This is a genomic window from Variovorax sp. PAMC26660, from assembly GCF_014302995.1.
Lineage (GTDB): Bacteria > Pseudomonadota > Gammaproteobacteria > Burkholderiales > Burkholderiaceae_C > Variovorax.
In genome coordinates, this window is record NZ_CP060295.1 from 79,401 (window position 1) to 92,645 (window position 13,245).

Here is a 13,245-nt window from a genome sequence, read left to right on the forward strand (position 1 = left end):
TGACTGCAGGGTCTCGCGTTTGACCGATCACAGGGCCGGCGCTAGCATCGATTCCATGCTCACCCGCTCTTCCTTGCTTTCCCTGCTTGCCCGCGCATGCTGTCATGGCCGGCCTGGGGGAGCCTGCGGCTAGCGCCTGCATCACATCCGCATCCCTCATGGCCACCCGTTGAAAGACCGGTGGCTTTTTCTTTGCCTCGACGCCTCATCCTCACAAGAAAGAAGCCCGCATGCCCTTGGCCCTGTACGACACCTGGTCGCGCTCCGTACGCCCCTTCGCCCCTTTGCAGCCCGAGCACGTGGGCCTGTACTGCTGCGGACCGACGGTGTACGACTACGCGCACATCGGCAACCTGCGAACCTACGTGTTCGAGGACGTGCTGCGCCGCGTGCTGATGCTCAACGGCTACCAGGTGCGGCATGTGGTCAACATCACCGACGTCGGGCACCTGGTCTCGGATGCCGACGAAGGCGAAGACAAGATGGAGAAAGGCAGCCGGCGCACCGGGCAATCCGCCTGGGCCATCGCCGCGCACTACACCGAGGCCTTTCAGGCCGACTGGCGGGCGCTGAACCTGCTGGAGCCCACAGCGTGGCCGCGTGCCACCGACCACATCCCCGAGCAGTTGGAATTCATCGCCGCCTTGCAGCGCAACGGCTACACCTACCAGACCTCCGATGGCGTGTATTTCGACACGACCCGGCAGGACGACTACGGCCATCTGGCGCGCCTCGATCGTGCGGGCCTGCGCGCCGGAACGCGTGTTGCGATGGGCGAGAAGCGCGACGCCTGCGACTTCGCGCTCTGGAAATTCAGTCCGACCGGCTCCCAGCGACAGATGGAATGGGACAGCCCCTGGGGCCGGGGCTTTCCCGGCTGGCACATCGAATGCTCGGCCATGTCGGCCAAGTACCTGGGCCCGTGGTTCGACATCCATTGCGGCGGCGAAGACCACGTCGGCGTGCATCACAGCAACGAAATTGCGCAGACGCAGGCGTGCCACGGCACACGGCTCGCGAACTTCTGGATGCACGGCCACTTCCTCACGCTGGACGACAAGAAGATGACCAAGGCGGACGGTGATTTCATGCGCCTGCAGACCCTGGTCGATCAAGGCATCGATCCGTTGGCCTACCGGTACCTGTACCTCACCGCGCACTATCGAAGCACGCTGCGCTTCACTGAAGAGGCGATCCATGCGGCGCAGTCTGCGCTGGACCGGCTGCGCAAGGCGTATGCGAGCTGGCCTGTGGGCGGTACGGCACATGAGGACTTTGCGAGTCGCTTCAACGCCGAGGTCAACCAGGACCTCAATGTGCCGCGCGCACTGGCGCTGTTGTGGGAGCTGGTCCGAAGCGATGTACCTGCAGCGACCCGACGGGCCACTGTTGACCACTTCGACACGGTACTGGGACTGCGACTGGCCGATTGGCAGGCGCAGGAACAGGAGGTGCCAGCGAACATCGCCGCCCTGCTCGCATCACGTCAAGCGGCACGGGCAGCCAGGAACTGGACGGAAGCCGATCGACTTCGGGATGCACTGCGCGATCAGGGCTGGCAAGTCGAGGACAGCGCGGACGGGCAGCGAGTGGCGCGTTGGTGAGATCAAGCGCCACATCGCCATGCTAGAAAGCCGGAACCATCGACATTCAACGTACCGCACTTCACTCTATGCACGACGCTCTCTTCGCCGATCTGGCCGCCTGGACCGATGCCGTCTTGTCCGCTCCGCTGCCAGAAGGCGTCGCCGCTTTTCACTTCAATCTCTACGACAGCTCGACGACTTACGACATCGAGCTGATAGGCGCCCCGACCTACGATGCAGAAGACCCGGACTGGGCGTGTGACGACATTTTCATGTCGCCACACCCACGCTTCGAAGTGGAGAGCGAGGCCGTCGGGCCGGGGTGGGAAGCGGGGTTGCAGTCCATCGCGCAGATGGTTCTTCGCTACCTGAACTCGGCGCACCCAGGCGCCTTGCGCCTGAAGGCCTCTCGTGCCGTTTCCCTCGGGTTCGTGGACGGCGATCTGCAGCTCGTCTGGAGCGCCAATTGATCTGCTGCGAAGCCGTTCATTCACGAGCAGGCCGCGCAACTTGCAGGCGCGCTGTCCCGGCTGCTCAGCGCTTGACTCCGGCCTCAGCGGTCTGATTGCCGGGGTGCGCGCATCAACCGCAAACCGTTCGCCACCACCAGCAGGCTCGCCCCCATGTCAGCGAACACCGCCATCCACATGGTCGCGCTGCCGAACACCGCAAGCACGAAGAACACGCCCTTGATGCCGAGTGCCAGCGTGATGTTCTGCCACAGCACCGCATGTGCGCGGCGCGACAGGCGGATCGTCTCTGGAATGCGGCGCAGGTCGTCGTTCATGATGACCACGTCGGCCGCTTCCATGGCCGTGTCGGTGCCCGCACCACCCATGGCGAAACCGATGTCGGCCTGCGCCAGCGCCGGTGCGTCGTTGATGCCGTCGCCGGTCATCGCAACGGCGCCGTAGCGCTCTTGCATGGCCTTGATGGCGCCCAGCTTTTCCTCGGGCAGCAGATTGCCGCGCACGTCGTCGATGCCGGCGTGGGCGCCGATGGTCTTGGCCGTCGCAGCGTTGTCGCCGGTGAGCATCACGGGCACGACGCCGAGGGCCCGCAACTCAGCCACCGCAGCCTGCGACGATTCCTTGATGGTGTCGGCCACGGCGAACAGCGCAAGCACGGCCTGGCCAGATGCCAGCAGCGTGACGGTGCGGCCCGCTTCTTCATGGCGCTTGAGTTCGGCTTCGAGCGCCGGCGTGCACAGGCCCCGCTCTTCGATCAGCCGGTGGTTGCCCAACACATAGGACTGGCCCGCCAGCGTGCCCTGCACGCCGCGGCCGGGCAGCGCGGTGAAATCGGCGACCTCTTCCTGCTGGCCCTTCAGCCCCTGGACGATGGCCTTCGACACCGGATGGTCCGAGCGGCCCGCAATGCTGGCGGCGATGGCGTACACCACGGCCTCGTTGCCCGAGGTGTCGATCAGCACGGACTCGACCAGCTTGGGCTTGCCTTCGGTGATGGTGCCCGTCTTGTCGAGCGCAACCGCCTTGAGCTTGCGCGCTTCTTCGAGGTAGGTGCCGCCCTTGATCAGGATGCCGCGCCGCGCGGCCGCAGCCAGTGCGCTCACCACGGTGACGGGCGTGGAGATCACCAGCGCGCAGGGGCATGCGATGACCAGCAGCACCAGCGCCTTGTAGATGGCCTGCATCCACGTCCAGTCCATGAACAGCGGCGTGAGCACAGCCACCGCCAGCGCCAGCACGAAGACGGTGGGCGTGTAGATGGCGGCGAACTTGTCGACGAAGCGTTGGGTCGGCGCGCGCGAGCCCTGGGCTTCTTCGACGGCGTGGATGATGCGTGCGAGCGTGGTGTTGGCGGCCACGGCCGTCACGCGGAATTCCAGCGCGGCGGTCTGGTTGATGGTGCCCGCGAACACCGGGTCGCCGATGGTCTTGTCGACCGGAATGCTCTCGCCGGTGACCGGCGCCTGGTCGATGGCACTGATGCCGGCGGTGACGATGCCGTCCAGCGGCACGCGTTCGCCGGGGCGGATGCGCGCGATGGCGTTCAGCTCCACCGCGTTGGCCATCACGGTCTGCCAGGTGCCGTCGGCCTGCTTCACCTCGGCCTGTTCGGGCGCGAGCGCCAGCAGGCTCTGGATGGCGTTGCGCGCACGGTCGACGGCGCGGGCCTCGATCAGCTCGGCAATCGCGTAGAGCGCCATCACCATTGCGGCTTCGGGCCACTGGCCGATGACGAAAGCGCCCGTGACGGCCACGGCCATCAGCGCATTGATGTTCAGGCGACCGCGCACGAGTGCGGCGAAGCCCTTCTTGTAGGTATCGAGGCCGGCAAGGCCGATGGCGCCCAGCGCAAGGATCACCTCGGCCGCCTTGAAGCCGAGGCCGTCGAGCGCCAGGAACGAGATCGACTCGGCCGCAATGGCCAAAACCAGCGCAGCGATCAGGCGCACGAGGCCGGCGCTCATGCCGGCAATTTGCGCGGGCGCGGGCGCGGCCTGCGAACCGGAGGCGGGGCCACCCGCTGCGTTCAGCGGCTCGGGCTTGAAGCCGGCCTTGCGGATGGCGGCGAGTGCTTCGGGCAGCACACCTTCATCGGTCGTGATGGCCATCGTGCGTTCGCCGAGCCGAAAGCGCAGCGCCTTGACACCCGCGATGGGCTCCAGCGCGCGGCGGATGTCCGACTCTTCCACGGCGCAATCCATGGTGGGAATGCGAAAGAGCAAGGCGCCCTTGGGCACATCGGCCGGCTCGGGCGACGCCAGCGGGATCGGGCCATGGCTGGCGCCGCCGCAGCAGGCATCCTCGGCATGGGCGTGCGCGTGGGCATCGGCCTTTGCGGGCGGATGCTCGTGCGCATGGTCATGACCGTGGTCATCGCCATGCGGATGGGGGTGCGAATGCGTGTGCGGCGCGGGCCGGGTCAAAGCGTTCTGGTTCGTCATGGTTTTGATTGGAAACCCTGAAGCAGGTGTAGAGTCAAACGCTGATTTCCACTTTCTTAATTTGCCGCATCATGAAAATCGGTGAACTGGCCAAGGTCGCGAGCACGCCTGTCGAAACCATCCGGTACTACGAGCGCGAGCAGTTGCTGCCCGAGCCCGCGCGCACCGATGGCAACTACCGCATCTACGACGACGAACATGCCCAGCGGCTGGGCTTCATCCGGCGCTGCCGTTCGCTGGACATGACGCTCGACGAAATCCGCAGCCTGCTGAAATTCCGCGATGCGCCGCAAGACGATTGCGGCGAGGTCAACCAGTTGCTGGACGATCACATCGGCCATGTGGCCACGCGCATCTCCGAACTCAAGACGCTGGAGAAGCAGCTCAAGGCGCTGCGCCTGCAATGCGGCGGGCCCGAGTCGGCGCACAACTGCGGCATCCTGCAAGAGCTGGACACGGCCGCGCTCGCGCCGGAGACCTTCGGCCAGCATGCGGGGCACGTGCATGGCTCGCTGCACAACACGGCTGCCAAGCGTTCTGCCTAGAGCTCGGTTCGACTTTTCGATTCTTCGCGTTGTAAGGGATTCAGCGTCGCTGTTCAGGGCGTCGCTCACGCCGACACGGTGCTCTTTTTCGCGAATGTCCCCCGCTTCGCTCCTCCTTTATTTAGCTAAAAAGAGCCCCGTATCGACGTGAGCGCTCAGAGCACTTGTTGATCGCAAGATCAATAGCAGCGTGCCCATGTGCGAATGACACCGGGTGCTCCCCGCAGCGAAATAAAGGAGGAGCGAAGCGGGGGACATTCGCGGAGGGGAGCTCCCGGTGTCATTCGCACACGCCCTGAACAGCAGCGCCAAAAACAAAGAGCGCCACGAACAAACGCCCCGTCGACCGAGGACGCCCGCTACTTGCCCACCAGTTGCGTGAGCTTGTCCGCCTCGAACGACTCGTCACGCGCTGCATCGCCCGGCACGCAATCCTTGGTGCCCGGATGCACCGACAGCTTCTCGATCGCCTGCCACAGCAGCGCGATCTGATGTTCCTGGCTCGATGCGTTGTCGATCAGCCCGCGCATGGCCTGGCTCAGCGGGTCGTCTTCCTGCGTGATGCCATAGGCAGAGAACTTCTGCGGCGAGGCCACATCGGCGCTCTCGTCCGCCTTGGACAGGATGATGCGCGCCGGAATGCCCACCGCGGTCGCCCCCGCCGGCACCGGCTTGATGACCACCGCGTTGCTGCCGATCTTGGCGCCATCGCCAACGAGAAACCCGCCCAGCACCTTGGCCCCCGCGCTCACGACCACGTTGCGCCCCAGCGTCGGATGCCGCTTGGCGCCCTTGTAGAGCGAGGTTCCGCCCAGCGTCACGCCCTGGTAGATGGTGCAGCCGTCGCCGATCTCGGCGGTTTCGCCGACCACCACGCCCATCGCGTGGTCGAAGAACACCTGCTCGCCGATCTTGGCCGCCGGGTGAATCTCGATGCCTGTCATCCAGCGCGCCCAGTGCGCGATGAAGCGGGCCGGCCACTTGAAGCCGTGGGTCCAACAGGCGTGCGCCCAGCGATGCAGCACCACGGCATGGAAGCCGGGGTAGACCGTGATCACTTCCCAGGCACTGCGGGCGGCCGGGTCGCGTTCGAGGATGCACCGGATGTCGGCGCGCAGTCGAGAGAACATCGCTGCCTTTGTTGTCGTTATATCGATAGAGGGCGGGCAGTCTAAAGCCCCATGTCATCGCGTACGGACGATGGGGTCTTACGAATCCTTGGGCGTGCGGGGCGCCCGCGTTGCGTCGGTCATGGCCTTGGCAATGCCGCGCAGGATATGGATTTCTTCCGGTGTGGGCTGGGCGCGATTGAAGAGCTGCTGCAGTCTTGGCATCAGCTTCTTGGGCGCCGCCGGGTCGAGAAAGCCGATGTCCACGAGCGAGCGCTCCCAGTGGTCGAGCATGCCGGCCACCGATTGCGCGTCGGCCGCCTGCAGCGGTGCGATGGCCTCGCGGACCTCGTAGCCGCCCAGCGCCAGACGCCATTCGTAGGCCACCACCTGGATGGCTGCACCCAGGTTGAGCGAGCCGAATTTCGGGTCGGTCGGGATGGTCAACGCCACGTTGCAGCGGTAGACGTCCTCATTCCGCATCCCGAAACGCTCGGAGCCGAACAGGAAGGCGACGTGCTGATCCCCCTGCTTGGCCAGGGGTTCCAGGTGCTCCCGGGGCGTGCGGGTGGGCGGCCCGAAGTCGCGCGAGATCATGGCGGTGGCGCACAGATGGGTCACGCCGTCGAGCGCCTCGTCGAGCGTTTCGACGATGCGGGCGTTGGTCAGCACGTCGAGGGCGCCGCTCGCGCGCTGGATGGTTTCCTCGCGCCGCAGCACGTTGGCCCAGCGGGGCGTGACCAGCACGAGGTCGTCGAAACCCATGGTTTTCATGGCGCGGGCGGCGGCGCCGACATTGCCGGCGTGGCTGGTCTGGATCAGGATGAAACGGGTGCGCATGGGGGTTGGGGAGACACAAACGGGCGGAGCCGGTAAAATGCCACGATTCTCGCCGCCCGCATCGCCGGGTCGCCTCCGGGGCCAGGCCCCACCGTTCTTCTCACAATCCAATGTCGTCCCCCAACCTGCATCCCATGCTCAACGTGGCCGTCAAGGCCGCACGCGCCGCCGGCGCGATCATCAACCGCGCCGCCCTCGACGTCGAGGCCGTGCGCATCTCGCAAAAGCAGGTCAACGACTTCGTCACCGAAGTCGATCACGCCAGCGAGAAGGTCATCATCGAAACGCTGCTTGGCGCATACCCGGGGCACGGCATCCTGGCCGAAGAATCGGGCACCGAATACGGCGCCAGAGACTCTGAATTCGTCTGGATCATCGATCCGCTCGACGGCACCACCAATTTCATTCACGGCTTTCCGGTCTACTGCGTGTCGATCGCGCTGTCGGTGCGCGGCAAGATCGAACAGGCCGTCATTTACGACCCGAGCCGCAACGACCTGTTCACCGCCACCAAGGGCCGCGGCGCCTACCTGAACGAGCGCCGCATCCGCGTGTCCAAGCGCACCAAGCTCAGCGAGTGCCTGATTTCCACGGGCTTCCCGTTCCGCACTGGCGACAACTTCAAGCAGTACCTGGCCATCATGGCGGACATGATGCCCCGCATGGCCGGCCTGCGCCGCCCCGGCGCCGCCGCCCTCGACCTGGCCTACGTGGCCGCCGGCTTCACCGACGGCTTCTTCGAAACCGGCCTGAACCCCTGGGACGTGGCCGCCGGCTCGCTGCTGGTGACCGAGGCCGGTGGCCTGATCGGCAACTTCACCGGCGAGCCCGAATTCCTCGAACAGCGCGAATGCCTGGCCGGCGCACCGCGCATCTACGGCCAACTGGTGCCGCTGCTCGCCAAGTACTCGAAATTCGCCAGCGTCGACGACAAGCTGCGTGCCAGCGACCGCGCGCGCGCCGTGTCGGCCTCGACCAAGTCGAGCCCCGAGGACGCCTCGGTCGACCTCTACGCCCGCAGCACCGTGGCCGATTTCGCGGACGAAACCGCCGAGGGCGACAAGCCCGCCGTGGCAGCGCCCGCCGCACCGCGCAAGCTCACGCGCATCCGCCGCGACGCACCCGCCGCACCCGGCACCGGCAGCGCCTCCGAGGGCGACACTTCCGCCAAGTGATGGTGCTGGGGCCCCGCGCCGCCGCCAGGGTTCGCGCGGCTCTGCGCATTGCGCTGAGCCATTACGTCGCGAGCGGGCTCACCGTCGCGCTCGGGCTCCTGTTCATCTCCGGCGGCATGCATCTGTGGCTGGGCACGCTGGCCGCCTCGGCAGCGGCCACCGGCGTGATCGTGACCGCACCGCCCGACCTGCCCGGCCCGCGCCGCGGCAAGTTCCTGCAGATGCTGCCGGCGCCGCTGATCGGCCTGCCGCTCTTCTTCGCCGTGCAGATGCTGCACACCGCGCCGATCCGCCTCGGGCTGCTGCTGGTGCCGGCCACCTTCGTGGCCTTCCTGGGCATGGCGTGGGGCAAGCGAGGCATCCCGATCGCGATCGCGGTGATGTTCTCGATGATCTTCTCCATGGCCACGCAGACCCCGCGCGACATGGCCGATGCCATCGAGCGCACCTGGCACTTCGGCCTGGGCGCGGGCCTCTACGTGATCTGGGCCACGCTCGCCAACCTCGCGCTCAACGGGCGTTTTCGCACCCAGTCGATTGCCGACGTGCTGTATTCGCTGGCCGCGCTGATGCGCACCGAGGCCAGCCAGTTCTTGCCGCAGGACGAAACCCGCGACGTGCGCGACACCCCCGCCCCGGTGCTGGGCCAGTTGCTGCGCGAGCAGGCCGCGCTGGCCGACCAGTTGCAGGCCACGCGCGACATCGTGCTCGAATCACCGCGCACGCCGCGCCGGCAACGGCTCGCCGCAATGCTGGTGATCGTGCTCGAAATGCGCGACCAATTGCTCGCCAGCGAGCTTGACCTCGACACGCTGCGCGCCCACCCCGCGCATGCCGAAGCGCTCATCGAGATGCGCTGCGTGCTCGAAGAACTCGCCGAAGAAACCATCGCGCTGGCCGATGCGCTGCTGATGCGCCGCACGCCCCCCGTCGTACCCGACCGTCGCCCGCGCCTGGCCGCCATCCATGTGTCGGCGGACGACAGCGCCAACGGCGGCGGCCACATCGGCCCGACCGCCGCGATGCTCGCGCGCGGGCTGGCCAGTCGCATCGGCCACATCAACGACGAAGTGCTGCGCCTGTCGGCCATGGCGCGCGGCGACGCCGAGCCCAACCTGGCCGTGGTGCGCGCCAACTGGCAGCTCTTCGTGAGCCCGACCGACTGGTCGTGGCGCCCCTTCCTCACGCTGTGGCGCTGGGACGCGCCGCCGCTGCGCCACGCGATTCGCGCCGCACTGGCCATCGCGGCCGGCTACGCCATTGCGGTGTCGATGCCCTGGGGCTCGCACGACTACTGGATCCTGCTGACCATCGTGGTCGTGCTGCGCGGCAGCCTCTCGCAAACGCTGGAGCGGCGCAACGCCCGGGTCGCCGGCACGCTGCTGGGCTGCGTGCTCGCGGTGGGGCTGCTCTCGGCGCACCCGTCGGCACTGATGCTGCTGGTGATCGTGACGGTGGCGCAGGCCATCGCGCACAGCTTCGCAGTGCGGCGCTACCTGATCACCGCCGTGGCGGCCACGGTGCTCGGCCTTGTGCAGGCCCACATGTTGAACGTGGGAGTGGCGCCCATCTTCGCGCTGTTCGAGCGCATCGCCGACACGTTGATCGGTGCCGCGCTGGCCTGGGGCTTCTGCTACGTGCTGCCCTCGTGGGAGCGCAGCCAGATCCCCGCGCTGGTGGCGCGCACGCTCACCGCGCAGGCGCGCCATGCGCGGCTGGCGCTCGGCCTGGGCCAGTTGCAGGCCATCGACACCAGCCCTGAACTCGAATGGCGTCTCGCACGCCGCGAGGCCTACGACAGCCTCTCGGCCCTGGTGCAGGCCACGCAGCGCTCGCTGTCCGAGCCGCGCGCGGTGCAACCGCCGCTCGAACCGCTGGAGCATCTGCAGGCGCACAGCTACCAGTTGCTCGCGCAGCTCAGCGCCGTGAAATCGATGCTCGTGCTGCGGCGCGACCGCCTCACGCCGGGCGAAGTCGAAGGCCCGATCAGCCGCACCGCACAACGAATCGAAGCCGCCATCGGAACTATGCCGACCACCGGCCCCTCTCACCCCGAGAGCGCCGGCTCCACCACCGTCGGCGGCCCGATCCCCCTGCCCGACCCGTTCGACAACGACATCAGCCCCTGGCTGCTGCGCCGACTCGATCTGGCCACGGCCCTCGCTACGCAACTGCGCGACGACGCAGCGCGCATTCTTCAACCTCCGAACGAGACAACAACGCCCGCGACCACCGCTTGATGATCAAAGAGATACTTGCCCACCCTTGGTTCGGCACATGGGTTGCCGCCCTGATCGCAGTTCCCCTCGCCCTTCTGGCCCACCGCATCGGCGGCCTTGTATTGAGGCGGATCACCCGCCCGGCGCCGGCGATCCATTCGATGGTGCTCAACTGCAACGCGGCGGCGCGGCTGGTACTTCCTTTGATCGCGCTGCTGCTGGTGTGGCAGGCGGCCCCCGACGACCTGCGCTTCATCGGCAACGTGCGGCATCTCAACGGCCTGCTGTTGATTGGCGCAAGCACTTGGCTCGCGGTGAAGGCGATCAGCGGTTTCGCCGACGGCGTGCTCGCGAAGCACCCCTCGGACGTGGCCGACAACCTGCAGGCGCGCCGCGTGCTGACGCAAACCCGCGTGCTGGCGCGCACCGCCATGACGGTGGTGCTGGTGGCCGGCGGCGCGATGATGCTCATGACTTTTCCCGGTGCGCGCCAGGTGGGCGCCAGCCTGCTGGCCTCGGCCGGTGTCATCGGCATCGTGGCGGGTCTTGCGGCCAAGCCGGTGTTCAGCAACCTCATCGCCGGCCTGCAGATTGCGCTGGCGCAGCCGATCCGCATCGACGACGTGGTGGTGGTCGAGGGCGAATGGGGCCGGGTGGAAGAGATCACCGGCACCTTTGTGGTCATCAAGATATGGGACGAGCGGCGCCTGATCCTGCCGCTGACCTACTTCATCGAAAAGCCGTTCCAGAACTGGACGCGCCATTCAGCTCAACTGCTGGGTGCGGTCTTCATCTACGCCGACTACGGCATGCCACTCGCGCCGCTGCGCGAGGAGGTCGAGCGCATCGTGAAGGCGGCGCCCGAGTGGGATGGCCGATTCTTCAACCTGCGCGTGACCGATGCAACCGAGCGCACGATGCAGGTTCGCGTGCTCTGCACCGCGGCCACCTCGGGGCTGGCTTTCGACCTTCGCTGCACGGTGCGCGAGGGGCTGATCGACTTCATGCAGCGCGAGTACCCGCAGTTCTTGCCGAAGATGCGGATCGAGAGTGAAAGCAGCATGCACGAGAAACGGCAGGAGCCGCAGCAGCAGCCGATGCTGTAGCTGTTGTCGCTGCCGTTGTTCAGGGCGTCGCACACGCCGACACGGTGCTCTTTTTCGCGAATGTCCCCCGCTTCGCTCCTCCTTTATTTAGCAAAAAAGAGCCCCGTATCGGCGTGAGCGCTCAGAGCGGTCGTTGATCGGCGATACACCAGCAGCGTGTCCAAGTGCGAATGACGCCAGGTGCTCCCCGCAGCGAAATAAAGGAGGAGCGAAGCGGGGGACATTCGCGGAGGGGAGCACCTGGTGTCATTCGCACCCGCCCCGAATGACTCCGAACCCTCCCCGAGCAACAGCGCAAAAGAACCAGCAGCGCAGCCCTACTTGGCCGAAGCCATCATGTAGTCCACAGTCAGGTTCGCCAGTGCACGCACCCCGTTGACCAACGCGGGCTCGTCCACATAGAACTCCGGCGAATGGTTCGACGCAGCCTTCGTCACGTCCACACCCTTGGGCGTCACGCCCAGGTTGAAGAACAGTCCCGGCACGCGCTCCTGGTAGAACGAAAAGTCTTCCGACGCCGTGGCCTTCGGCCCGAGCATCCAGTTGCCCTCACCCGCCACGCGCTGCAACGTAGGCGCCATCTGTGCAGTCAGCGCCGGCTGGTTGACTGTCGCGTTGTACAGCTCCACCACCTTGAACGTTGCCTCGGCCCCTGCACTCGCGGCAATCGACTCCGTCGTGCGCTTCATGCGCGCGTGGATGTCCTTCTTCATGCCTTCGTCGTAAGTACGCACCGTGCCCATCATCTCGACCTTCTCGGGCACGATGTTCATGCGGTTGCCGCCATGGATGGTGCCCACCGTGATGACCGATGGCTCCAGCATCGCATTGACCTGCCGGCTCTGAATGGTCTGCAGGCCCATCACGATCTGCGAGGCCACCACGATCGGGTCGATGCCGCCCCAGGGCCGCGCGCCGTGCGTCTGGCGGCCCTTGACGTCGATCCAGAACTGGTCGGCCGCCGCCATCGCCGGGCCGCTGCGCCAGGCCAGCTTGCCCGACTCGATGCCGCTGCTCACATGCAGGCCGAAGATCGCATCGACCTTCGGGTTGTCGAGCACACCTTCGGCCACCATCTGCTTGGCGCCCCACATGTTGCTGCCGTTGGGCTCGAAGTCGGCCGGGCTCTCTTCGGCCGGCTGAAAGATGAACTTGACCGAGCCCGGCAGTTGGACCTTCATGCCCGCCAACACCTCCGCCGTGGCCATCAGGATCGCGACGTGGGTGTCGTGGCCGCAGGCGTGCATCACGTCGACCTCTTTGCCCAGGTACTGGCCCTTGGCCTTCGATGCGAAGGGCACGTCGACACGCTCCTTCACCGGCAGCGCGTCCATGTCGGCGCGCAGTGCCACCACCGGGCCTGGCTTGCCGCCCTTGAGCAAACCGACCACACCCGTCTTTGCCACACCGGTCTTGACCTCGAAGCCGAGCTTGCGCAGGTGGTCGGCCACCAGCTTCGCCGTGCGGGTTTCGTAGTTGCCGAGTTCGGGGTGCTGGTGAATGTCGCGGCGCCAGGCGATCAGTTGGGCCTCGACCGCCTTGGCGCGCGTATCGATCTGCGCCTGCAGCGACGCCGCGTCGCTGCCCTGCGCGCTCGCCGAGGCGGCGCACAACACCAGCGCGGCGGCAAGCACGGGGCTCAGCAGGCCAGCGCGGGACAGGGATCGGGAAGTCTTTTTCATATGTTTGTCTCCAGTTGAATAGTTATTGAGAGCCAGTGCTGCACCATGCGATACACGCCAGGCCAAGGCCGG

Annotated in this window: 10 protein-coding genes; 6 read left to right on the forward strand and 4 right to left on the reverse strand. The window is 66.6% G+C overall.

Annotation, left to right across the window (positions count from 1 at the left end):
* The first annotated feature begins 230 nt into the window (after window positions 1-230).
* Window positions 231-1,604, forward strand: coding sequence for a cysteine--tRNA ligase (cysS, locus tag H7F35_RS00365; protein WP_187111026.1), 1,374 nt, complete (start codon window positions 231-233; stop codon window positions 1,602-1,604).
* Between the two features lie 68 nt (window positions 1,605-1,672).
* The gene (locus tag H7F35_RS00370; RefSeq protein WP_187111027.1) at window positions 1,673-2,056 is read left to right on the forward strand and encodes a hypothetical protein; all 384 of its coding nucleotides are present in this window, start codon (window positions 1,673-1,675) and stop codon (window positions 2,054-2,056) included.
* Window positions 2,057-2,139: 83 nt separating this feature from the next.
* Here the strand turns inward: H7F35_RS00370 and H7F35_RS00375 are convergent, their stop codons facing one another.
* Window positions 2,140-4,497 (reverse strand): heavy metal translocating P-type ATPase, encoded by a 2,358-nt coding sequence (locus H7F35_RS00375; RefSeq protein ID WP_187111028.1) that lies wholly within the window; start codon window positions 4,495-4,497, stop codon window positions 2,140-2,142.
* Between the two features lie 71 nt (window positions 4,498-4,568).
* Between H7F35_RS00375 and cadR the strand changes: the two genes are divergently transcribed.
* The gene (gene cadR / locus H7F35_RS00380) at window positions 4,569-5,042 is read left to right on the forward strand and encodes a Cd(II)/Pb(II)-responsive transcriptional regulator (protein WP_187111029.1); all 474 of its coding nucleotides are present in this window, start codon (window positions 4,569-4,571) and stop codon (window positions 5,040-5,042) included.
* Between the two features lie 359 nt (window positions 5,043-5,401).
* On the opposite strand, the gene cysE is transcribed toward cadR, so the two are convergent.
* On the reverse strand, window positions 5,402-6,172 hold the full coding sequence (gene cysE, locus H7F35_RS00385; RefSeq protein WP_187111030.1) for a serine O-acetyltransferase: 771 nt from the start codon (window positions 6,170-6,172) through the stop codon (window positions 5,402-5,404).
* 78 nt (window positions 6,173-6,250) lie between these two features.
* The gene (locus H7F35_RS00390) at window positions 6,251-6,991 is read right to left on the reverse strand and encodes an RNA methyltransferase (RefSeq protein WP_187111031.1); all 741 of its coding nucleotides are present in this window, start codon (window positions 6,989-6,991) and stop codon (window positions 6,251-6,253) included.
* A gap of 110 nt (window positions 6,992-7,101) precedes the next feature.
* Here H7F35_RS00390 and H7F35_RS00395 point away from each other — a divergent pair, with 110 nt between their 5' ends.
* Genes H7F35_RS00395 through H7F35_RS00405 form a run of 3 tightly spaced genes read left to right on the forward strand, consistent with a single transcriptional unit; the run spans window position 7,102 to window position 11,491 of the window.
* Complete coding sequence (locus H7F35_RS00395; protein ID WP_187111032.1) at window positions 7,102-8,166, forward strand: inositol monophosphatase family protein; 1,065 nt, start codon at window positions 7,102-7,104, stop codon at window positions 8,164-8,166.
* Entirely contained in the window at window positions 8,166-10,406 is a 2,241-nt protein-coding gene (locus H7F35_RS00400; RefSeq protein WP_410010750.1) for an FUSC family membrane protein, read from the forward strand. The genes H7F35_RS00395 and H7F35_RS00400 overlap by 1 nt, the downstream gene beginning before the upstream one ends.
* Window positions 10,406-11,491 carry a mechanosensitive ion channel family protein gene (locus tag H7F35_RS00405; RefSeq protein ID WP_187111033.1) on the forward strand — a complete coding sequence of 362 codons (1,086 nt, stop codon included), beginning with the start codon at window positions 10,406-10,408 and terminating at the stop codon, window positions 11,489-11,491. Before H7F35_RS00400 ends, H7F35_RS00405 begins: the two co-directional genes overlap by 1 nt.
* 317 nt (window positions 11,492-11,808) lie before the next feature.
* On the opposite strand, the gene H7F35_RS00410 is transcribed toward H7F35_RS00405, so the two are convergent.
* Window positions 11,809-13,173 (reverse strand): amidohydrolase, encoded by a 1,365-nt coding sequence (locus tag H7F35_RS00410; protein WP_187111034.1) that lies wholly within the window; start codon window positions 13,171-13,173, stop codon window positions 11,809-11,811.
* Window positions 13,174-13,245: the final 72 nt, after the last annotated feature.

Excerpts from the sequence above, each read along its gene's own strand:
- cysS (WP_187111026.1), top strand. The coding sequence starts at position 231 with ATGCCCTTGGCCCTGTACGACACCTGGTCGCGCTCCGTACGCCCCTTC.
- H7F35_RS00370 (WP_187111027.1), top strand. The coding sequence starts at position 1,673 with ATGCACGACGCTCTCTTCGCCGATCTGGCCGCCTGGACCGATGCCGTC.
- H7F35_RS00375 (WP_187111028.1), bottom strand. The coding sequence starts at position 4,497 with ATGACGAACCAGAACGCTTTGACCCGGCCCGCGCCGCACACGCATTCG.
- cadR (WP_187111029.1), top strand. The coding sequence starts at position 4,569 with ATGAAAATCGGTGAACTGGCCAAGGTCGCGAGCACGCCTGTCGAAACC.
- cysE (WP_187111030.1), bottom strand. The coding sequence starts at position 6,172 with ATGTTCTCTCGACTGCGCGCCGACATCCGGTGCATCCTCGAACGCGAC.
- H7F35_RS00390 (WP_187111031.1), bottom strand. The coding sequence starts at position 6,991 with ATGCGCACCCGTTTCATCCTGATCCAGACCAGCCACGCCGGCAATGTC.
- H7F35_RS00395 (WP_187111032.1), top strand. The coding sequence starts at position 7,102 with ATGTCGTCCCCCAACCTGCATCCCATGCTCAACGTGGCCGTCAAGGCC.
- H7F35_RS00400 (WP_410010750.1), top strand. The coding sequence starts at position 8,166 with ATGGTGCTGGGGCCCCGCGCCGCCGCCAGGGTTCGCGCGGCTCTGCGC.
- H7F35_RS00405 (WP_187111033.1), top strand. The coding sequence starts at position 10,406 with ATGATCAAAGAGATACTTGCCCACCCTTGGTTCGGCACATGGGTTGCC.
- H7F35_RS00410 (WP_187111034.1), bottom strand. The coding sequence starts at position 13,173 with ATGAAAAAGACTTCCCGATCCCTGTCCCGCGCTGGCCTGCTGAGCCCC.